The organism is Bradyrhizobium sp. LB11.1, assembly GCF_040549385.1.
In the GTDB taxonomy this organism is placed as follows: Bacteria; Pseudomonadota; Alphaproteobacteria; order Rhizobiales; family Xanthobacteraceae; genus Bradyrhizobium.
In genome coordinates this window covers 418,851-438,742 of the sequence record NZ_JBEPTH010000004.1, presented here as the reverse complement: position 1 = coordinate 438,742, position 19,892 = coordinate 418,851, and the positions used below count along the sequence as shown (strand labels likewise).

The following is a 19,892-nucleotide window of genomic DNA, read 5'->3' as shown; positions in this document are numbered from 1 at the left end:
ATCGTAGTCACGGCCTGCTCGCAGACGCAACAAAGAGCCGCGTGAACGGCGATCTTAGCCGCAACCCGTGACCATCGCGCAACACTTGCCTGAAACTTGCCATTGAAGCGCCTGTTTTGAGACCATTTTTCTTCAGGCAATTGCGACCGGGCAAGGCCATTCCTATTTCAGGGCTCCGCTGCTCTCCGCCCGCCAGGGTGCGGGTTCCGGCGCCTCCCTCCCCACCCCCACACCGGCCCCCATGTCCTCCATCATTTCCGTCGCCAATCTGTCCAAGACCTATGGGTCCGGCTTCAAGGCGCTCAAGAACGTCAATCTCGACATCAAGCGCGGCGAGATCTTCGCGCTGCTCGGTCCCAATGGTGCGGGCAAGACCACGTTGATCTCGATCGTCTGCGGCATCGCCAATCCGAGCGAGGGCAAGGTTCTCGTCGGCGGGGAGAACATCCAGACATCCTACCGCAAGGCGCGCTCGCTGATCGGCCTCGTGCCGCAGGAACTGCACACCGACGCCTTCGAGAGCGTCTGGGCGACCGTGAGCTTCTCTCGCGGACTGTTCGGCAAGCCGAAGAACCCTGCGCATATCGAGAAGGTGCTGAAGGACCTTTCGCTGTGGGACAAGAAGGACAACAAGATCATCACGCTCTCCGGCGGCATGAAGCGCCGCGTGATGATTGCGAAAGCACTCTCGCACGAGCCGCAGATCCTGTTCCTGGACGAGCCGACCGCCGGCGTCGACGTCGAGCTGCGAAAGGGCATGTGGGAGGTGGTGCGCAGGCTTCAACAATCCGGCGTCACCATCATTCTCACCACGCACTACATCGAGGAAGCCGAGGAGATGGCCGATCGCATCGGCGTCATCAACAAGGGCGAGATCGTGCTGATCGAGGACAAGGCGACCTTGATGCAGAAGCTCGGCAAGAAGCGGCTGACGCTGCATTTGCAGGGCAATGTTACTTCGCTGCCAGAGAGCCTGAGCCAGTATGAGCTCGACCTCTGCGACGGCGGTGCGACGCTGGTCTACGACTACGATACCAAGGGCGAGCGCACCGGCATTACCAGCCTGCTCAGCGATCTCCGCACCGCCGGCATCCGCTTCAACGATCTCGACACGACCCAATCGTCGCTCGAGGATATCTTCGTCGATCTCGTGAGGGCGTCATGAATCACCGCGCTATTCGCGCCATCTATCTGTTCGAAATGGCGCGCACCTGGCGCACGGTGTTGCAAAGCATCGTCTCGCCGGTCGTTTCGACCTCACTCTATTTCGTGGTGTTTGGCGCCGCGATCGGCTCGCGCATCAGCCAGGTCGAAGGCGTCAGCTACGGCACCTTCATCGTGCCGGGCCTCATCATGCTCTCGGTGTTGACGCAGAGCATCGCGAACGCGTCGTTCGGAATCTACTTTCCGAAATTCACAGGCACGATCTACGAGATCCTGTCGGCGCCGATCTCCTATTTCGAGATCGTGCTCGGTTACGTCGGCGCTGCCGCGACCAAGTCGATCATCCTGGGCCTGATCATTCTCGCCACCGCCGGCCTGTTCGTGCCGCTGCACATTCATCATCCGGTCTGGATGCTGGCCTTCCTGGTGCTGACGGCGGTGACGTTCAGCCTGTTCGGATTCATCATTGGCATCTGGGCCGACGGCTTCGAAAAGCTGCAGATGATCCCGATGCTGGTGGTGACGCCGCTGACCTTCCTCGGCGGCAGCTTCTATTCCATCGACATGCTTCCGCCCACCTGGCGCACCGTGGCGCTGCTCAACCCGGTCGTCTACCTGATCTCCGGCTTCCGCTGGAGCTTTTATGAGATTGCCGATGTCAGCGTATCCGTCAGCATTGGCATGACGGTGACGTTCCTGGCGGTTTGCCTGGCCGTGATCTGGTGGATTTTCCGGACCGGGTACCGGCTGAAGAGCTGACCGACGCCGTCATTCCGGGTTCGCGCTTCGCGCGACCCGGAACGACGACGGCAGGTTACCGATAGCAGCGGAAGTGGTGATAGCCGTCATAGTAACCGCGGCAACGGCGGTGGCCGTGATAGGGAATGCCCAGAATGCCGTCGACGGCACCCACGGCGCCGCCGACGCCGGCACCGACGACACCTCCAACCGCACCACCGACAGGACCGGCAATCCGATTGCCTTCATAGGCGCCATCCTGGGCGCCGCGAACGATGCCTTGAGCATGACTGGGCTGCGGCAGACAAGACAGCGCGAGAAGGAGGGCGGCGCCCGCGAACAGCAGGCGGACAGGCAAACCGGCCGGCGACTGCGCGGCGGCGATACGAGCTTTGTTCATCTTGAGTCCCCCGGGAGTAGACGGCGGCGACTGCCGCCAATTGGTAGGCGTCATTCAACGCATGAAAAGGCCAAATGGTTGCGCCTTTGTGACGAATTGTCGGCGTTGTGACCGGATGCCCGCTCGCGAAAATGTCAGCACGGCCAGAGCCGGCGCGGCACAAAGCGGCCTTGCTTACGCCCGGCATCACGTTAACGATGGCTGGGCAGGCCGCTGGAACGAAAGCCGGATTGCAGGCATATTGCATGCCGGGGGACGGAGAGCCGCGGCGCCTAGCGTGAACAGGCCGGAGGCCAGACGTCAGATGCGTTCCTTTTTCATTGCGTTCACTTCCCTGATGCTTTTGAGCGCGGGCGCCGCGCAGGCCAAGGTCGACATTACCGTCGACAAGGACAATCAGCAGATGACCGTCGTGGTCGACGGCGTCACCCGCTACCACTGGCCGGTGTCGACCGGCATCCCCTCGCGCGAAACGCCGGCTGGCTCGTTCCGCGCCTTCCGCATGGAAGAGGATCACTACTCCAAGGAATTCGACGACGCGCCGATGCCGCACTCGATCTTCTTCACCAAGGTCGGGCACGCGATCCATGGCACCGACTCGGTCGGACGATTGGGCACGCCGGCCTCGCATGGCTGCGTGCGGCTGTCGCGCCAGAACGCCTCGACGCTCTACGCGCTGGTGCAGGAACAGGGCGTGCTCAACACCACGGTGACGCTGACCGGTTCGGCGCAAGTGGCGCTGGCCCGCAACCCGCGCGGCCGCACCAACAATGCGGTGGCCCGCGCCCAGCAACCAGCTGAGGAGCAGTACGCGACCTCAGGCGATCCCGTGAATCTGACGCCGCCGGCGCAGCCCGCCCGTCGCTACATGTCGCAGGATGACAATTACATCTATCCGGCCGACGGCAGCGACACCGGCGCGCGCTATCCGGCGCCGCGCCCGATCAACCGCCCTAATGGCGCGCAGGTCTACCAGCAGTTGCCGCAACCGCAGCCGGGCTACGGCTACGACCCGGCGTATAGCCAGCAGGGCTACTATTATCAGCAGCAGCAACCCCGGCAGTACTATCAGCCGCGCGGCTACTATCAGAACTGACGCTACTATTTGAAGGCGGCATCGCCGCCTTCAACGATTTTCCGCACAGCATCGACGAAGGCGCGGGCGACCGGCTTGAGGATCTCGGGCCCGGTCGCGGTGAGATCGTCTGCAGGCGTGTGGAGGCTGACCTTGCCGAGGAAGTTGGCGTAGCTCGCCGCATGCGCGTCGCGCGGCTCGCCGACCGCTAGTCAAGCCGAGCGAGCCACCATCTGCGACGTCGCAGCGTTGATCTGCGCCAGCAGCGAATCAAAATCATTGCCGAGCTGGGCCGAGGTCGGCTCGGATACGACCAGGGCCGCGAGAATAAGGGCGGCGAACAAGCGGGCGCAGCCCATGCGAAAATCCCGTCACGCGCGTCAAACTGCAACTTTGGGAGGATAAGGGCGGGCTACGGCTCCTGTCGACCGCGGGAAATCGCGCCCGCATGTGCATGATTGAGCAACAGGCGACGCAGGAAAGCAACAGTCCCCAACCTTCAACGCTGCGGCGTTCGGGTCAAATTGACAACCTTGAGGTCGCCCCTATTGTCATTCCGACTGTTTCTGGGAAATGACATGACACGCGAGCAGATTTCGGATTTCTGCGTTACGGCGCTGGCCAATATCCTGAGAATCTCGAAGGACCGCGTCGACACCGGCACAAAATTCAGCCGCCTCGGCCTCGATTCGGCGATGCTCGTCTATCTCATGATGGAGCTCGAAGAGAAGCTTGACCTCGAACTGTCGACGGACGACTTCTACGACCACCCTACGGTTGAGGCGCTGTCGCGATTTCTCGCCGACAAGCGCGCGCTCCGCTCCGCCGCCTGAGGGCGGCTGAAGCCGGTGCAACCCAGATGGACAGTTTCCACTCGCTCGTGGCTCTGCTCGCCCGACGCGCATTGGAGCAGGCCGACGATCGTGCCTATGTCTTTGTCTCCGAACGCGGGACGGAGGAGGCGGCCCTCACCTTCCGTCAATTGCATGATGCCGCGCGCGCCCTCGCCACGCGCCTGATCCCGGCCGCGCGGCCCGGTGATCGCGCGATCCTGGTGTTTCCGCCGGGCATCGAATTCATGGTGGCGTTCTTCGGCTGCCTGATGGCCGGCGTAATCGCCGTGCCAATGATGATGCCGCGACGAAACAGCGCCCGCGATTCCAGCGCGGCGATCCTTGCCAATTGCACGCCTGCGCTGGCGTTGACGACCACCGCATTCGCACTGCGCGGTGACCTGCAAGCGCGCTTCGCGCAGGAGAATATCCGGTGGATCGAAGTCGATCTCTCCGAGGCGGATGGTGCGACAGTCGATTTGCCCGAACCGGCACCCGACGACATCGCGTTCCTGCAATACACCTCCGGCTCCACCTCCGAGCCCAAGGGCGTGATGGTAAGCCACGCCAATCTGCTCGCCAATCTCGAGATGATCCGGATCGCGCTCGGCAACACCAGGCAATCGACCTACGTCAATTGGGTGCCGCTCTATCACGACATGGGACTGATCCTGAACGCGCTGCAAGCGCTCTATGTCGGCGCGACCTGCGTGCTGATGGCGCCGAACGCGTTCATGCAGCGGCCCCTCGGCTGGCTGCGCGCGATCTCGCATTATCGAGCGGAGGTCGCCTGCGGCCCGAATTTCGGCTTCGACCTTTGCGTCAGCCGCTATCGCACCGATCAGATGGAGGGCGTGGATCTGTCCTCGCTCAGGATCGCGCTCAACGGCGCGGAGCCGGTGCGCGCCGACACCATCGCGCGCTTCACCGAAACATTTTCACCGCACGGGTTCGATTCCCACGCGATGTATCCCGCCTATGGCATGGCGGAGGCGACGCTGCTGATTTCCGGCGGGACACGAGGCGGCGGGCATGTGACACGTAGCGTCAGCCGCGGTGCGCTTCAGGCTCATACGGCCGGGGCGCCAGTCGATCCTGGCGACGCCCAGCTCGTGGTCGGCTGCGGCCGCGCGCTTGCCGGCGAACACATCGCCATTGTCGAGCCCGAGCGCCGCGTGCGGCTTCCCGCCGACCGCGTCGGCGAAATCTGGGTCAGCGGCACCAATGTCGCCCGCGCGTATTGGCGCAACGATGCAGCGACGCGCGGTGAACTGAAGGCGGAAATCGACGGCGAGGACGACCGATGGCTCCGCACCGGCGACCTCGGCTTCCTCGATCCATCAGGCGAATTGTACGTCACCGGTCGGATCAAGGATCTCATTGTCGTCCGCGGCATCAATCACTATCCGCAGGACATCGAGCGCACGGTGCAATCGCTGGACAACGCGTTGCGTGAAAACTGCGGCGCGGCCTTTTCCGTGCCGGACGAACATGGCGAGGAGAGCCTCGTCATCGTCCAGGAGGTCGAGCGCACCGCGCGCCATTCGATCGACACCGCCGAGATCAAGGGCCAGATCCGCGAGGCCGTCGCCGACAGCCACGAGCTCTCCGCGCGACACATCACATTGATCCGTCCCGGCGCGCTGCCAAAAACCACCAGCGGCAAGATCCAGCGCAAGCTGGCGCGTAGGCTCTGGCTCGACGGTGGGTTTGAGGAAGTCGGCTGAGCGAGCTCAGAAATCGATCGTCGCGCTCTCGCCATCGCGCAGGCTGGCGATAATGCCTTGCTCGATCCGGCGCGCGAGTTTTTGGCGATAGTGGATGAAATCCGCAAAGTTGTCGCGATCGCGGGTCAGCTCGTTGTCGACGCGATAGCTGATGAAGTTGCTGCGCGCACGTCCCACAGTGACGGATTTCAGCGCGGCATCGCAAGCGCCGCGCTCCAGCGCCACATCCGTGTCGGGCTTCGGCACGGTGGTCGCGAAAGTCGGCGGCACGATGATGACGATGGGCACATCGGCCGGCAGCTTCCTGACGATCTCTTCCAGCGCAGCGATCTCGGGAAACGTCGCCCGCGTCTCGGCGGACGCAGCCGGCGCGGGATCCCGGGGCCAGCCTACCTCCCTGAATTGGCCGGGCGGCCAGATGTCCTCATAGCTGACGAAGCCATCCGGGTTCATCCGCTGCCGCCAGCCGAGCCCGATGCTGAGTCGCTGAAAGGCCTGCTCGATCGCCTGCCAGGAGATCAGCCGCACCGCGTAGGTGACGACGCTGCTGTCGTAGAGCCAATACGGGAACGGCGCGCCCTCCTCCTTCGGCCGCGCATGCACGCACCAGCCTGGATCGGCCGCGATCACCAGCGCGCCGAGCTGCTTGTGGTTGCGCAGGAAGAAGTCGAGCACCGCGAGCTGTTCGCGCGGAACAGATCCGGTGGTGTAGAGCTGCACGAAGCGCAGGCCCGTCGCGCGCGACAACTCCGCCGGCTCGATCATCTGCGCCGTCGAGTTGCCGAAGATGGCGGCGTTGAAATTCGGGTCCCGGGCGCGGCTTGCGGCCGTGATCTGCGTCAGGCGATTGTCGACGCCGTCGATGCCGAGCAGGCCGAGCTTGCCGCTGTCATAGGGATCGACGGCCACCATCAGCGCCAGCACCAGCACAGCAGCGCCCATCAGTGTGCCCAGGCAGACTGTGATGCTCTTCCCCCAGCCGGGATCGGTGTCAGAACTTGAAGTAGACGAATTCATGAAGATCCCGACCACCCATGTGGAGCAACAAAGCGAAAAGGCAGATCCCGAGCACGCCCGCAAGCCAGGGGTTCGGGCGGCGCGTGAAGAACGCAACGATGTCCTGGCTCGCCGGCAACAGGAAGGCGAACAATGGCGCCACCATGAGCGGCCAGAGGTGCTGCCCGCGCGCAAGCGGCAGCGGTTGCGCGAGCCCGGCGAAGACATGCCAGGCGGCATCGAGCGAGCCGGCGCGAAAGATCACGCCGGTTGCCAGCACGAACAGCACGGTCAGCGCCCAGCCGAGCCATGACGGGAAGTGCGGGCCATAGCGTCGCCATAACGAGCAAACGACCTGCGCGAGGCCGTGCAGCACGCCCCACAGCACGAACGTCCAGCTCCCGCCATGCCACAACCCGCAGAGCGCCATGGTGATCAGCATCGCGCCGAAGAATTGCACCGGCAGCCAACGCCGCGGCAGAAAGCGTAGATTGACGAGGGGAAAGAACACGTAATCGCGCAGGAACAGCATCAGCGTAATGTGCCAACGCTGCCAGAAATCCTGGATGTTGGTCGAGCGCAGCGGCGCATTGAAATTGTAGGGCAGCTGCACGCCGAACAGCAGACCAAGGCCGATCGCGATGTCGGAATAGCCAGAGAAGTCGAACAGGATCTGGAACGAGAAGCAGAAGGCGAGCCAGCCGTCGCCACTTGCGAGCGGTCCAGCCGCCGCCTGCGTGTAAATGGGATCAAGCAGGTGCGCGATGCTGTCGGCAATCACGACCTTCTGGAACAGGCCGAGCGCGATGAAGCAGATCGCGATGCAGAACTGACGCTGCCAGCCTGGCACGTAGACCTGCCGGCCGAACTGGTGCATCACCTCCGACCAGCGCGCCAGCGGGCCTGCGATCGCCTGCGGGAAGAAGGCGATGTAGAGCGCATAGCGATCGAGCGCGTAAAGCGGCGCCTTGCCGCGCCGGAGATCGACCAGATACATGATGTGGTGGAAGGTGAAGAAGGAGATGCCGAGCGGCAGCCCGATGTCGAGCGTCGGCAGCGTGGCGCCCAGCACATGCCCGAGATTAGCGAGAAGGAAATTGGCGTATTTGAACAGCGCCAGCACACCGATATCGAGCACGATCACCAACGTCAGCACCGCGTTCCACTTCGCCCGCCCATAGGCGACCGAGGCGATCCAGTTGACGACGATCGAGGCAATCAGGAGCAGGACGAAGGACGGACTGCCCCAGCCATAAAAGGCGAGCGACAGCGCCACCTGCACGCCGATCCGAAAATGTGGATAGGGATCGACCAGGCGGTAGACCAGCAGCGCTGCCGGCAGGAACACCAGAAGGAAGGGGTAGTCGTTGAACAGCATGGTTCAGCGCTGCGCCGTCATCGCCGGATTCGGCCTCTAGCCTGTTTCCAGGTCGGGCGTCGCATCGCCCGGCTGCCGCAGCATGCGCCGCTCGATCTTCTCCTCGCTCGGCACCTTGACGTCCCAGGCAAGTCCGAGCACCTCCAGCGCGCGGATGAAGATGAAGCCGGGATCGAACTCGAACCAGCGCAGGCCGAAGGCGGCGGAATACGGGAAGGCGTGATGGTTGTTGTGCCAGCCCTCGCCCCAGGCGAGCCAGGCCATCACGCCGAGATTGCGGCTGTTGTCGTCACGCGTGACGAAAGGCTGCGCGCCAAAAGTATGCATGATGGAGTTGATGGCGGACATGGTCTGCTCGACCACGAACATGCGCACCACGCCGCCCCACAGCAGGCCGCTCAGTGCGCCCCACAGGCTCATCGTTGCGAGACCGCCGATCGCCGCCGGCAGCAGCAGGCCGAGCGCGACCCAACTATAGTAGTAGCTGTTGACGGCAACCAGGGCGCGGTTCGCCATCAGATCCGGCACGTAATGGGCGACGTTGGGATAGTCGTGCGCGATCATCCAGGTCAAATGCGCGTGCAGGAAGCCGCGCAGACGGCCGAACAGGCCATCGCCATGCAGGCGCGGCGAATGCAGATCGCCATCGTGGTCAGACAGTTCGTGGTGCCGCCGGTGCATGGCCGCCCAGGACAGCATCGGGCCGCGCCCGGCGATCGATCCCATCACGATCAGGATCGCGCTCATCGCGGTCGAGGTGGCAAAGGCGCGATGGGTGAACAGGCGGTGATAGCCGACGGTCAACCCAAGCCCGGCGATCAGCCAGAAGCCAAAGAACAGACTGAGCTCCATCACGCCAATCGGACGGTGGAACAGGAGGCCCAGCGCAACCAGCGTGCCGACGAAAGGCAAAACGTCGAAAATGATGAAATGCCGCCGCTGCATCTTGTGAAAATGCCGGCTGCGGATGATGCGGTGATCACGTTTCTGTTGCACGGTGGGGATTCCAAGGCGACGTCTAGAGTACATACCGGCTGAACCGACGCAACCCAAGCCGCGGCCCCAGGTTTCAACAGGCGCAAAAGGCCATAAATGGGCCGGACGCGCTCAGCCGCGTTCAAGCACTGTCGTTTCACCTGCCACCGGAACTGTGATGACGTCACGTATTGCGACGATTTTGACTATGCTGTCACTTCTTATTTCGGGAAAAGCCATGGCTTTCGACCTCGAAGCGCATCGCGGCGGGCGGGCGCTGATGCCGGAAAACACCCTGCCGGCCTTTGCGAATGCGCTCACGATGGGCGTGAACACGCTGGAGCTCGACGTCGGCGTGACCGCCGATGGCGAGGTCGTAGTGTCGCATGAGCGCGGGCTCAATCCCGATCTCGCGCGGGATGCGAGTGGCGCCTATATCGCTGCGCCCGGCACACCCTTCGTGAAGCTGCGGTTTGCCGAGGTCAGGTCCTACGACGTCGGCCAAATCCGGCCGGACAGCGCCTATGCCAAGCAGTTTCCCGACCAGCGCGCCGTGCCGGGGACCCGCATTCCGACGCTGAAGGAGCTGTTCGCGCTGGTGCGCAAATCCGGCAACGAACGCGTGCGCTTCAATATCGAGACGAAGATCGATCCGGATCATCCGGATGATTCGCTTGGGCCTCAGGCCTTCGTCGCGAAGCTGCTCGGGGTGATCGAGGACGAAAAATTCTCCGACCGCGTCATGATCCAGTCGTTCGACTGGCGAACCCTTCTGCTGGTCCAGCAACACGCCCCGACAATTCCGACTGTGTATCTGACGCTGCAGCGCGGTTCGGCGCCCACCATCGTCCTCGACAAGGCGACCAACTGGACGGCGGGTTACAGCCCGGCCGATCACGGCGGCTCGCTGCCCCGCACGATCAAGGCCGCCGGCGGCACGGTGTGGTCGCCCTATTTCGGCGACTTGACCGCCGCGCTCCTCGCTGAAGCCCATACGCAGGGATTGCGCGTCGTGGTCTGGACCGTCAACAAGCCCGACGACATGGCGCGGATGATCGAGTTCGGCGTCGACGGCATCATCTCGGACCGGCCGGACCTGTTGCGACAGGTCGCCGGCGAGAAGGGCCTTGCGCTGCCAGCGGGGACGCCGGTCGAGCCTTAAGTCTCAGCTTTACTGCTCCCCGTACCGCAGACGCCGGTACAGCGCGCCGAGGATGTTGGAATAGTCGTCGGTCCAGACCCGCACCTTCTCGTCGGCGTCGGTTTCCTCCCACTGCTTGGAGGACGCCAGCTTGCCGACGTCATCAGCCTCGCGCGCGGAGATGACGACGTCGGTCGAGAAAATGTAGTCGGCGTCGCGGCCCGAATCCTCGTCATAGACCCAGCTCTTCAGATCGTTGGCATCGGCAATGCCGACCACGACGGGCTCGAGGTCGAGGTGCCGGTTGGAAACGTGCATCACCACGGCGCCGTGCGGGGCGAGCTTGTCCTTGTAGATCTTCATCGCTTCTTCGGTCGCAAGATGAATCGGGATCGCATCCGACGAATAGGCATCGACGATGATGAGGTCGTAGACACCGTCGGGCTCCCTCGCGAAGGTGAGACGCGCATCCCCGATCACCGGCTTCAGGTCCGGCTGGCAGCTCGAGATGTAGCGGAAGTTTTTTGGATCGCGTGCGGCATCAACCATGCTCTGGTCGATCTCGAAGAACTTCCAATCCTCACCAGGCTCGGCGGCGCAGGCGAGCGTGCCCGATCCGACGCCGATCGCCGCGACTTTCAACGGCGCGCCCTTGCGCTCGCGGATCGCGGTGATGGCCTGACCGATGCCGCCGTCCTTGTGGTAATAGGTGATCGGCTCGGGCCGGCCGGTGACGGGCGTGCCGTCATTGTTAAGGAAGCGCTCCGCACCGTGAATCGTGGTGCCATGCATCAGCACGTGGAAATAGCCGCCCGGCGTCACCACGATCTTGTGCACGCCGAAGAAGCTGCGCACCGTTGTAACGCGGCCTTCGTCAGCCGGATAGATCCGCGTCAAGGCCAGCGCCAGCGCGACGGTGACAAATATCTTCCAGCGATCGGCATTGAGTGCGAGCGCCAGAAGCGCTGCGAGCACGCCGACGGCGCAGGCGATCCAGACGCGGTGGTCCTCAAACCAGGTCGAAAGATCCCCTGTCATGTAAGACGGCGCAACCAGCGCCACCGCGAGCACGGCAAGCGCGAGCCAGTACCATTTGACGATACCCGCAAGACGCTCGTTCGCCGATGGCCGGCACAGCGCGGCGAGCGCGACCAGGATCGGATATTCGGCGATCCATGAGAAGGTGAATGGCGCGACGAGGCCAGCAAAGAGGCCGCCGACCATGCCGCCGAACGACAGCGCGACATAGAAGCCGGTGAGATACTTGGCCGCCGGCCGGGTCCGCGCCAACTCGCCATGGCAGGCCATGGCGATGACGAAGAAGCACAATTGATGGCCGCCGAGCGTCAGCAGCAGATTCTGTTCGCCGCCGAAGGCCAGCAGGAAGATGATTCCCGCGATCGCGACCGGCTGCAGCATCAGCATCCATTTGTGCGGCAACAGCGGCCGCGACTGGAACACCACCACCCAGGTCAGAAGGTAGAGCGACAACGGCAGCACCCACAGCAGCGGCGCCGCCGCGACGTCGGTCGAGATGTGCGCAGTCACCGCGATGAGCAGGCCCGACGGCACCGCGGCGAGGAAGATCCAGCGTAGCCGCGTCACCAGGGTTGGCGCCGGCGCATTAGCTTCTTCCGCTTGCACATCGGCTACAGCCAGCTTTGGCGAGCGTAGCAAGAGCACGCCACAGGCCGCTATCAGAAGAATCAGGACGCCATAGCCGCCGGTCCAGAGCCGGTTCTGCGTGTGCAGTGTGAAGATCGGCTCCAGCAGGAACGGATAGGACAACAGCGCGAGGAAGCTGCCGATGTTGGAGGAGGCATAGAGGAAGTAAGGATCGCGGCCGTCGGGATGGCCGGTGCGAACGAACCAGGCTTGCAGCAGCGGATTGTTGGCGGCGAGCGCGAAGAACGGCAGCCCGATCGACATCACGAACAGACCGAGCAGCCAGAACGCGTAGCCGGCACTGGGCGGCTCGCCATAGGCGCTGGCGATGCCGAGCGGCAGTGTCACGAAGGCCGCGATCAGGAGCACGAGATGCACCACGACCGGAACCACGCGGTTCTTGATCTGCATGAGGAGATGCGCGTAGGCATAGCCCGCCAGCAGCAGCGACTGGAAGAACACCATCGCAACCGACCACACCGCCGGCGAGCCGCCGAGTCGCGGCAGCACCATTTTCGTGAACAGCGGCTGCACCGAGAACAGCAGGAGCGCGCTGACGAAGATCGCGGCGGTATAGACCGTCAGCAGCAGCCGGTTGCGCGACGAGGACGGCTGCTCCGTGGCGGCGGGTTGCACGATCGAATCCATGGAAGCTCCGGCTTACCCCCGGGCGAGCGCCGGGCGCGCGCAATGGAGCACACCGCGCCTGAACGGGCAATAAATGGTCTCGTGATGTTGCAGGAAGGAATGCTTGATATACAGGTGTCATTTCGGATCAGGTCCGACGGACCGTCCTCAAAGGAACAGCTCGAGCCTTCATGACTGAAACCGACGTCGTCATCATCGGCGCTGGCCATAACGGCCTCACTTGCGCGGCCTATCTCGCGATGGCGGGCCTGCGCGTCCACGTCGTCGAGCGCCGCAAGGTGGTCGGTGGTGCCGCGGTCACGGAGGAGTTTCACCCGGGCTTCCGCAACTCAGTCGCGGCCTACACCGTGAGCCTGCTCAACCCGCAGGTCATCCGCGATCTCGGCCTCGCCGAGCAGGGCCTTCGCGTAGTCGAGCGGCGCGCACAGAATTTTCTGCCTGCGCCCGATGGCACCTATCTCCTCACCGGCGAGGGCCGGACCAAGGCGTCCGTCGCGCGGCTCAGCGCACGCGATGCCGATGTGTTCGACGGGTTTTCGCGCGAACTGGAAGACATCGCCGACGTGCTGCGGCAGTTCGTGCTGCGCGCGCCGCCGAACCTGCTCGCCAGCTTTGGCGTTGGCGCGATCCGCGAGGCCGCGAACGCGCTGACCACAGCCAACATCCTGCGCGGCCTGACGCTGGAGCAGAGTCGCAGCCTGCTCGATCTCTTCACCCGCTCGGCCGGCGAGATGCTGGACGAGCGGTTCGAGCACGATCTCGTCAAGGCGCTGTTCGGCTTCGATGCCATCGTCGGCAATTATGCGAGCCCTTACGCGGCCGGCTCGGCCTATGTGATGCTGCACCACGCCTTTGGCGAGGTGAACGGCAAGAAGGGCGTCTGGGGCCACGCCATCGGCGGCATGGGCGCGATCACGCAGGCGATGGCGCGCGCCGCGCGCGGTCGCGGCGTCACGATCGACACCGATGCCGGCGTGCGCGAAGTGATCGTCGAGCGCGACCGCGCCGTCGGCGTGGCGCTGGAGAACGGCGAGACCATTCGCGCGAAATATGTCGCGGCCAACGTCAATCCAAAGCTGCTCTACACGCGGCTGGTCGCAGCCGACGCGCTGCCGGTGGATTTCCTCGCCCGTATCCGCCACTGGAAGAACGCCTCCGGCACCTTCCGCATGAACGTGGCGCTGGATCGCCTGCCTTCCTTCACGGCGCTGCCGGGCGACGGCGATCATCTTACCTCCGGCATCATCCTGGCGCCGAGCCTCGGCTATATGGACCGCGCGTATCTCGATGCGCGGGCGCAGGGCTGGAGCCGACAGCCGATCGTCGAGATGCTGATCCCCTCGACCCTCGACGACACGCTCGCGCCTGCGGGACAACACGTCGCGAGCCTGTTCTGCCAGCACGTCGCGCCTGAGCTGCCCGACGGAAAATCCTGGGACGACCATCGCGACGAGGTCGCCGATCTCATGGTCGCAACGGTGGACAGCTACGCACCCGGCTTTGCGGCGAGCGTGCGCGGCCGCCAGATCCTCTCCCCACTCGATCTCGAGCGGCAATTCGGCCTGCTCGGCGGCGACATCTTCCACGGCGCATTGAGCTTGAACCAGTTGTTCTCGGCGCGACCGATGCTGGGTCATGCCGATTATCGCGGGCCGCTGAAAGGCCTCTACCATTGCGGCTCCGGCGCCCATCCCGGCGGCGGTGTCACCGGCGCCCCCGGCCACAACGCCGCGCAGGCGATCTTGCGAGATCACCGCGGCCTGTTCGCAAGCCGTGGATAGGTCTGTGGATGGGCTGTGGACAGGCCTGTTGGCAGAGCTGTGGTAAAGCTGCGGAGGAGTGGCGCGGCCGCTTGGTACAAGCCCGGATCAAAGCTGTGGAGAAGGGAGTGGATAGCCGGGGTATAAGCCGGTGGACCGCCCTGCGGATCACAAGCGGACCGCCGTGGGCAGCAATAACGACGTCGCTTGCCCCCCAAAACGACTTCGCCCGCCAGGGGGCAATTCCCCCAGCGGGCGCTTGTCGAAGAAGCCGTCCATGAAGAAAGTAGCCCCCGCTGGGAAATGGGAGGCAGAAATTACTTCAAGGAGCTGCTAATCGAACCGAACTTGTCGTTCATCGCGGTGCCCAGGCCGTTCACCACGGTGATGATTGCCAGCGCGATACCAGCCGCGATCAGGCCGTATTCGATCGCGGTCGCACCGGACTCGTTGGACCAGAACTTCGAAACCATGCGCTTCAAGACTTGCCTCCATTTTCCATTTCAGGGTGTGTTGGTTGGTTCCAACATCCGGAAATCTACGGCCAACAACCTACGGTCTAGTTAATCCGGGAACTGCAAGTTATACGGAAAATTGGGAACAAAGTTCCTGAAATTGAACCTGGCGGAACCCAAGAATGCAGCTTTTGCCCACCCATCGCGCCAGCTTTCCGATCGGAAACGAGGCTGCCGCCAAGCGTGTCGTCGACCTGCTCACAGAGGTCCTTTTCGACGGTGATGCGGCGGTCGCAGGGTTCGAGCGGCCGGACGGGCAATGGCACGTCACGCTGCATTTCGCCGAGGCGCCGGATCAGGAATGGCTTCGCGAACTCGTTGCAACTTCAGCAGGAAATGACATCGCCGCGACGCTGGCTTTCGACACGATCGAGGCCAAGGACTGGGTCAAGGCGAGCCTGGAGGATCTCGTCCCGGTGCCGGCCGGGCGCTTCGTCGTCCATGGTGGCCACGACCGCGATAGCGTGGCGCCAAACAAGCTCGCCATCGAGATCGAGGCAGCGCTCGCGTTCGGAACCGGCCACCACGGTACCACGCGTGGCTGTTTACTTCTGCTTGACCATGTCCTGAAACACGCGCGGCCGAAGCGGGTGCTCGACCTCGGTACCGGAACGGGCGTGCTGGGGATCGCGGCAGCCAAAGCGCTGCATCGCGCGGTGCTCGCCTCAGACATCGACGCGCCGTCGGTGCGTGTCGCGGCCGAGAACGCGGCCCTGAACGAAGCCGGTCAATATGTGCGGGTGATCCGGGCCACCGGCTTTGCCGCGCCGGATTTTGGCACAAGCGGCCCATTCGACCTGGTGCTGGCCAACATCCTGGCCAATCCGCTGCGGCAATTGGCGGGCCCGATGGTCCGGCATCTTGCGCCGGGGGCCCGCGTCATCCTCTCCGGCCTGTTGACCCGCCAGGCCCCCGCCGTGATCGCCGCCTACCGCGCACGCGGCCTCGTGCCGCTCCGGCATCTGCGGATCGAGGGGTGGAGCAGCCTGTTGCTCAGGAAACTCTCATAGCAAGGGTGGGCAAAGCGCAAACGTGCCCACCATTTCGTCAGCGAATCCGGGAAAGATGGTGGGCACGGCGCTTTGCGCCTTTGCCCCCCAGGAGACCGTCAACGCAGCCTACTCCGCCGGCTTGTCGTCCTGGCGCATCGCGCCCTTGTCCTGCAAGGCTCGCCTCGCGCGGCGCTCGGCGACGCGGTCCATCATCTGATTGATGAGGCCACGCGGCTTCTTCGGTGTCGTTGCCGCGGGTGCGCGGCGCACCGGCGGCGAAATCTTCTCAAAGGAAAACGCTGGCATCGTGTGTCCCCTCGCCCTTGAGATGAACCACTTGCTCGAATTTCCCTGTTATCCGGACGAAGCGCAACAGCCGCACCCTTTACTCCACTCAATTCGAATGGAACATTTTCAAGCACAGTCCATGCCAGATGCGACCTCAAATGCGTCTACATTGCGGACTGATCTCCTTGCTCCTAAACTGAGCCATGTTCGAAGCGCACTTCCAGACATTCGAGGAGCCCGAGGCCGGCGTCGCATTGACGGCACGCCTGGCTGCGCTCCGTGAAGAACTCGCCCGCCGCAAGCTGACCGGCTTCGTCATTCCGCGCGCCGATCAGCAGCAGAATGAGTATGTGGCGCCCTCCGAGGAGAGGCTCGCGTGGCTGACCGGCTTTACCGGCTCGGCGGGGCTTGCGGTGGTGCTGACCCACGAGGCCGCATTGTTCGTCGATGGCCGCTACACGATTCAGGCGGCCAAGCAGGTCGACGCCAAGGCGTGGGCGGTGGAATCGCTGATCGATCCGCCACCGGAAAGCTGGGTCTCGTCGCATCTCAAATCGGGTGATCGCCTAGGATTTGATCCGTGGCTGCACACTTTTGCGGCAGCAGAACGCCTCTCTGCCGCCTGCGCCAAGGCCGGTGCCGAACTGGTCGCGGTCGACAGCAATCCCATCGACGCGGTCTGGCAGGACCGGCCTCAAGCCCCGGTTGCGCCGGTCGCGATCCACGGCCTGCAATATGCCGGCGTCGCCGAGACCGAGAAGGTGGCCCAGATCAAGAGCGAGATCGAGAAATTAAGCGCCGACGCGCTGGTGCTGTCAGACAGCCATGCGGTCGCCTGGACCTTCAACATCCGCGGCGCCGACGTCGCACACACGCCGCTGCCGCTGTCCTACGCGGTGGTGCCCAAGGTCGGCCGGCCGACCGTGTTCATCGACCATCGCAAGCTCTCAAATCTGACGCGTGACCACCTCGAGCAATCAGCCGACGTGCGCCAGCCCGACGCGCTGACGCCGACGCTGATGGCGCTCGCCAAGAGCGGCGCGGTGATCGCGCTCGACAACGCCACAGCGGCTGACGCGCTGAGCCGGTTGATCGCGGGCGGCGGCGGCAGGCCGGTGCGCGGCAGCGATCCGATTGCGCTGCTCAAGGCCGTGAAGAACGCGACCGAGATCAAGGGCACGCAGACGGCGCACCGGCGCGACGCAATTGCACTGGCGCGTTTCCTCGCCTTCATCGATCGCGAGGCGCCAAGCGGCAAGCTAACCGAGATCGACGCGGTCGAGGCGCTGGAGACCTTCCGCCGTGACACCGGCGCGCTGAAGGACGTGTCGTTCCCGACCATCTCCGGCACCGGTCCGAACGGCGCCATCGTGCACTACCGCGTCACCCGCAAGAGCAACCGGCGGATCGCGCCCGGCGACCTGCTGCTGATCGATTCCGGCGCACAATATGAAGACGGCACCACCGACGTCACGCGCACCATGGCGGTGGGCGAGCCGACGGAGGAGATGCGCGACCGCTTCACCCGCGTGCTGCGCGGCCATATCGCGATCGCGCGCGCGGTGTTTCCCGACGGCACCACCGGCGCGCAGCTCGACACGCTTGCGCGGCAATATCTCTGGGCTGCCGGCGTCGATTTCGAGCACGGCACCGGCCACGGCGTCGGCAGCTATCTTTCGGTGCACGAAGGACCGGCGCGGATCTCGAAGCTCGGCACCACACCGCTGAAGCGCGGCATGATCCTCTCCAACGAGCCCGGCTATTACAAGACCGACGGCTTTGGCATCCGCATTGAGAATCTCGAACTGGTGATCGCCGCCGATATCAAGGGCGCCGAGAAATCGATGAACGCGTTCGAGACGCTGACCCTTGCGCCGATCGACCGCCGGCTGATCGACACGGCGATGCTGAGCCGCGACGAGCTCGTCTGGCTCAACGCCTATCACGCGCGCGTCCGCGCCGAGGTGGGACCTGCGCTGGACGAGGCGACGAAGGCCTGGCTCGATCAGGCCACGGCGGAGCTGAAGGCTTAGACCGCGCCCGCATAGCGCTACGCGATTGGCGCAAGGCTGAGTGGCCTTCACCCGCGATCACGGCCGGCCTGGCGCGTTCCTCATGGCGCTTCTCCGTAAAACAACGGCTTCCCGTGCACCGCTATTATAACAGTCCCGAAATCAGTATAGCCGCATTCCGAAACGCCGATATCCGTCTCGTGCGAGCACGCTACAGTCGGGTTCGAATTCGAGAGACGGACACGCATGCACGGCATGATCAGCAAGCCGCCGGGAACGGCAGCGAACATCGCGACCTCGCGCGTGATGTTGCTGCTGCTGGTCGTCATGACCGGGATCGCGCCGATCTCGCTCTACATCCTGGTTCCGGCGCTCCCCGTGCTGGCGACGACGTTCGGGCGCGACATCTCGATCGCGCAGATGACGGCGTCGCTCTACATGGTCGGCATCGCGCTGTCGCAGCTCATCATGGGACCGTTGTCGGACAAGTTCGGCCGGCGCCCTGTGCTGCTCTCCGGCCTCGCGCTGATGGTCGCGGCCAGCGTCGCCTGCATCTTCGCCGAAACCCTGCCACAGCTGATCGCAGCGCGCTTCTTCCAGGCGCTCGGCGGCGCCTCCGGCATGGTGGTCAGCCGCGCCATCATCCGCGACATCTACGAGCGCGATCGCGTCGCCTCCATGATCAGCCTCGTGGTTGCGGCCCTGATGATCGGCCAGATGGTCTCGCCGCTCACCGGTGGTCTGATCGAGACCGCGTTCGGCTGGCGCGCGATCTTCTACGCCGTCACGATCGGTGCGCTGGCGGTCGCGGTCGGTATCGCGATCGCGCTACCCGAGACGCGTCGCGACCGCGCGGTCGGCAGTGGCGGCTTTCGCGGCGACGTTGGCATGCTGATCCGGAGCCGCGCCTTCATCGGCTATGTCATGTGCCAGGTGCTGGCGTCCCAGATCATCTTCACCTTTGCGGGCGGCGGCCCCTATATCGTCGTGACACAAATGGGTCGGACCAGCGCCGAATACGGCGCCTGGTTCGCCACGACGGGATTTGCGTATCTGGTCGGCAACCTGCTCTGCGTGCGCTTCGCGCCGCGGCACTCGCTCCAGAAGCTGATCTGGTTCGGGCTCGGCCTGCAACTCTGCGGCAGCCTGTTGAACCTGCTCTGGAGCTTTGCCGGCTGGAATGAGGCGCCGGCCTGGCTGTTCGGCACGCAGATGATCGTGATGGTCGGCAATGCCTTCGTGATGGCGAACTCCGCCGCCGGCGCCATCAGCATCCGCCCCGAAGCCGCCGGCACCGCGTCAGGCGCGATGGGCTTCCTCCAGCAAGGGATCGGCGCGCTGATGTCGCAATTCGGCGCCTATCTCGGCGGCCACTCGGCAACGACGCTGCCGCTTACTTCCGCGGTGCTTGCGGTCTCGCTGCTCTGCGCCTGCACGATGATCTTCGTCGTCCCCCGCCGCGAAATGGTCGTGAGCGAGGAATTGATCGAACAGGCGGAGGAGGAAGAGACCGGGATGATGTAAGGGGCAGTACGCCCTCCCCGTCATTGCGAGCGAAAGCGAAGCAATCCAGAATCTCTTCGCG

18 protein-coding genes are annotated in these 19,892 nt (G+C 64.1%); 10 read left to right on the top strand and 8 right to left on the bottom strand.

The genetic code is table 11. The features are described from left to right. Positions 1 to 241 precede the first annotated feature (241 nt). Entirely contained in the window at positions 242 to 1,165 is a 924-nt protein-coding gene (locus ABIA96_RS13415) for an ABC transporter ATP-binding protein (protein ID WP_354137519.1), read from the top strand. Beyond that, the gene (locus tag ABIA96_RS13410) at positions 1,162 to 1,923 is read left to right on the top strand and encodes an ABC transporter permease (protein WP_354137518.1); all 762 of its coding nucleotides are present in this window, start codon (positions 1,162 to 1,164) and stop codon (positions 1,921 to 1,923) included. The genes ABIA96_RS13415 and ABIA96_RS13410 overlap by 4 nt, the downstream gene beginning before the upstream one ends. 55 nt (positions 1,924 to 1,978) lie before the next feature. Here the strand turns inward: ABIA96_RS13410 and ABIA96_RS13405 are convergent, their stop codons facing one another. Beyond that, positions 1,979 to 2,302 (bottom strand): hypothetical protein, encoded by a 324-nt coding sequence (locus ABIA96_RS13405; protein WP_354137517.1) that lies wholly within the window; start codon positions 2,300 to 2,302, stop codon positions 1,979 to 1,981. Between the two features lie 304 nt (positions 2,303 to 2,606). Between ABIA96_RS13405 and ABIA96_RS13400 the strand changes: the two genes are divergently transcribed. Beyond that, positions 2,607 to 3,398, top strand: a complete 792-nt coding sequence (locus tag ABIA96_RS13400) for a L,D-transpeptidase (RefSeq protein WP_354137516.1) — start codon at positions 2,607 to 2,609, stop codon at positions 3,396 to 3,398. A gap of 191 nt (positions 3,399 to 3,589) precedes the next feature. On the opposite strand, the gene ABIA96_RS13395 is transcribed toward ABIA96_RS13400, so the two are convergent. Continuing rightward, on the bottom strand, positions 3,590 to 3,736 hold the full coding sequence (locus tag ABIA96_RS13395; RefSeq protein WP_354137515.1) for a hypothetical protein: 147 nt from the start codon (positions 3,734 to 3,736) through the stop codon (positions 3,590 to 3,592). Between the two features lie 219 nt (positions 3,737 to 3,955). On the opposite strand from ABIA96_RS13395, the gene ABIA96_RS13390 reads away from it, so the two are divergent. Beyond that, positions 3,956 to 4,210, top strand: coding sequence for an acyl carrier protein (locus ABIA96_RS13390; RefSeq protein WP_148754112.1), 255 nt, complete (start codon positions 3,956 to 3,958; stop codon positions 4,208 to 4,210). Positions 4,211 to 4,236: 26 nt separating this feature from the next. Then, positions 4,237 to 5,937 (top strand): fatty acyl-AMP ligase, encoded by a 1,701-nt coding sequence (locus ABIA96_RS13385; RefSeq protein WP_354137514.1) that lies wholly within the window; start codon positions 4,237 to 4,239, stop codon positions 5,935 to 5,937. Positions 5,938 to 5,943: 6 nt separating this feature from the next. Here the strand turns inward: ABIA96_RS13385 and ABIA96_RS13380 are convergent, their stop codons facing one another. From ABIA96_RS13380 to ABIA96_RS13370, 3 genes are read right to left on the bottom strand one after another with little or no spacing between them, the layout of a single operon-like run. Next, positions 5,944 to 6,954, bottom strand: coding sequence for a hypothetical protein (locus tag ABIA96_RS13380; protein WP_354137513.1), 1,011 nt, complete (start codon positions 6,952 to 6,954; stop codon positions 5,944 to 5,946). Beyond that, a complete protein-coding gene (locus ABIA96_RS13375; protein ID WP_354137512.1) occupies positions 6,929 to 8,311 on the bottom strand; it encodes an MBOAT family O-acyltransferase in 1,383 nt (460 codons plus the stop codon). Before ABIA96_RS13375 ends, ABIA96_RS13380 begins: the two co-directional genes overlap by 26 nt. A gap of 36 nt (positions 8,312 to 8,347) precedes the next feature. Next, the gene (locus ABIA96_RS13370) at positions 8,348 to 9,307 is read right to left on the bottom strand and encodes an acyl-CoA desaturase (RefSeq protein WP_354137511.1); all 960 of its coding nucleotides are present in this window, start codon (positions 9,305 to 9,307) and stop codon (positions 8,348 to 8,350) included. A gap of 157 nt (positions 9,308 to 9,464) precedes the next feature. On the opposite strand from ABIA96_RS13370, the gene ABIA96_RS13365 reads away from it, so the two are divergent. Beyond that, a complete protein-coding gene (locus ABIA96_RS13365; RefSeq protein WP_354137510.1) occupies positions 9,465 to 10,448 on the top strand; it encodes a glycerophosphodiester phosphodiesterase in 984 nt (327 codons plus the stop codon). 9 nt (positions 10,449 to 10,457) lie between these two features. On the opposite strand, the gene ABIA96_RS13360 is transcribed toward ABIA96_RS13365, so the two are convergent. Then, positions 10,458 to 12,740 (bottom strand): spermidine synthase, encoded by a 2,283-nt coding sequence (locus ABIA96_RS13360; RefSeq protein WP_354137509.1) that lies wholly within the window; start codon positions 12,738 to 12,740, stop codon positions 10,458 to 10,460. 170 nt (positions 12,741 to 12,910) lie between these two features. Here ABIA96_RS13360 and ABIA96_RS13355 point away from each other — a divergent pair, with 170 nt between their 5' ends. Then, positions 12,911 to 14,521: a phytoene desaturase family protein gene (locus tag ABIA96_RS13355; protein ID WP_354137508.1), complete on the top strand. Its 1,611-nt coding sequence runs from the start codon at positions 12,911 to 12,913 to the stop codon at positions 14,519 to 14,521. 296 nt (positions 14,522 to 14,817) lie between these two features. Here the strand turns inward: ABIA96_RS13355 and ABIA96_RS13350 are convergent, their stop codons facing one another. Next, on the bottom strand, positions 14,818 to 14,973 hold the full coding sequence (locus ABIA96_RS13350) for a Flp family type IVb pilin (RefSeq protein ID WP_502918817.1): 156 nt from the start codon (positions 14,971 to 14,973) through the stop codon (positions 14,818 to 14,820). Between the two features lie 164 nt (positions 14,974 to 15,137). Between ABIA96_RS13350 and ABIA96_RS13345 the strand changes: the two genes are divergently transcribed. Further along, positions 15,138 to 16,025 (top strand): 50S ribosomal protein L11 methyltransferase, encoded by an 888-nt coding sequence (locus tag ABIA96_RS13345; RefSeq protein WP_354137506.1) that lies wholly within the window; start codon positions 15,138 to 15,140, stop codon positions 16,023 to 16,025. A 108-nt stretch (positions 16,026 to 16,133) separates the two neighbouring features. On the opposite strand, the gene ABIA96_RS13340 is transcribed toward ABIA96_RS13345, so the two are convergent. Next, a complete protein-coding gene (locus ABIA96_RS13340) occupies positions 16,134 to 16,313 on the bottom strand; it encodes a hypothetical protein (RefSeq protein WP_354137505.1) in 180 nt (59 codons plus the stop codon). Positions 16,314 to 16,498: 185 nt separating this feature from the next. Between ABIA96_RS13340 and ABIA96_RS13335 the strand changes: the two genes are divergently transcribed. Continuing rightward, complete coding sequence (locus ABIA96_RS13335) at positions 16,499 to 18,328, top strand: aminopeptidase P family protein (protein WP_354137504.1); 1,830 nt, start codon at positions 16,499 to 16,501, stop codon at positions 18,326 to 18,328. Between the two features lie 225 nt (positions 18,329 to 18,553). Further along, positions 18,554 to 19,831 (top strand): multidrug effflux MFS transporter, encoded by a 1,278-nt coding sequence (locus ABIA96_RS13330; protein WP_354137503.1) that lies wholly within the window; start codon positions 18,554 to 18,556, stop codon positions 19,829 to 19,831. Positions 19,832 to 19,892: the final 61 nt, after the last annotated feature.

Bases quoted from the DNA above. Each gene is read 5' to 3' on its own strand.
- ABIA96_RS13415 (WP_354137519.1), top strand. From the start codon at position 242: ATGTCCTCCATCATTTCCGTCGCCAATCTGTCCAAGACCTATGGGTCC.
- ABIA96_RS13385 (WP_354137514.1), top strand. From the start codon at position 4,237: ATGGACAGTTTCCACTCGCTCGTGGCTCTGCTCGCCCGACGCGCATTG.
- ABIA96_RS13340 (WP_354137505.1), bottom strand. From the start codon at position 16,313: ATGCCAGCGTTTTCCTTTGAGAAGATTTCGCCGCCGGTGCGCCGCGCA.
- ABIA96_RS13400 (WP_354137516.1), top strand. From the start codon at position 2,607: ATGCGTTCCTTTTTCATTGCGTTCACTTCCCTGATGCTTTTGAGCGCG.
- ABIA96_RS13360 (WP_354137509.1), bottom strand. From the start codon at position 12,740: ATGGATTCGATCGTGCAACCCGCCGCCACGGAGCAGCCGTCCTCGTCG.
- ABIA96_RS13390 (WP_148754112.1), top strand. From the start codon at position 3,956: ATGACACGCGAGCAGATTTCGGATTTCTGCGTTACGGCGCTGGCCAAT.
- ABIA96_RS13350 (WP_502918817.1), bottom strand. From the start codon at position 14,973: ATGGTTTCGAAGTTCTGGTCCAACGAGTCCGGTGCGACCGCGATCGAA.
- ABIA96_RS13410 (WP_354137518.1), top strand. From the start codon at position 1,162: ATGAATCACCGCGCTATTCGCGCCATCTATCTGTTCGAAATGGCGCGC.
- ABIA96_RS13380 (WP_354137513.1), bottom strand. From the start codon at position 6,954: ATGAATTCGTCTACTTCAAGTTCTGACACCGATCCCGGCTGGGGGAAG.
- ABIA96_RS13330 (WP_354137503.1), top strand. From the start codon at position 18,554: ATGCACGGCATGATCAGCAAGCCGCCGGGAACGGCAGCGAACATCGCG.
- ABIA96_RS13375 (WP_354137512.1), bottom strand. From the start codon at position 8,311: ATGCTGTTCAACGACTACCCCTTCCTTCTGGTGTTCCTGCCGGCAGCG.
- ABIA96_RS13405 (WP_354137517.1), bottom strand. From the start codon at position 2,302: ATGAACAAAGCTCGTATCGCCGCCGCGCAGTCGCCGGCCGGTTTGCCT.
- ABIA96_RS13345 (WP_354137506.1), top strand. From the start codon at position 15,138: ATGCAGCTTTTGCCCACCCATCGCGCCAGCTTTCCGATCGGAAACGAG.
- ABIA96_RS13335 (WP_354137504.1), top strand. From the start codon at position 16,499: ATGTTCGAAGCGCACTTCCAGACATTCGAGGAGCCCGAGGCCGGCGTC.
- ABIA96_RS13355 (WP_354137508.1), top strand. From the start codon at position 12,911: ATGACTGAAACCGACGTCGTCATCATCGGCGCTGGCCATAACGGCCTC.
- ABIA96_RS13365 (WP_354137510.1), top strand. From the start codon at position 9,465: ATGACGTCACGTATTGCGACGATTTTGACTATGCTGTCACTTCTTATT.
- ABIA96_RS13395 (WP_354137515.1), bottom strand. From the start codon at position 3,736: ATGGGCTGCGCCCGCTTGTTCGCCGCCCTTATTCTCGCGGCCCTGGTC.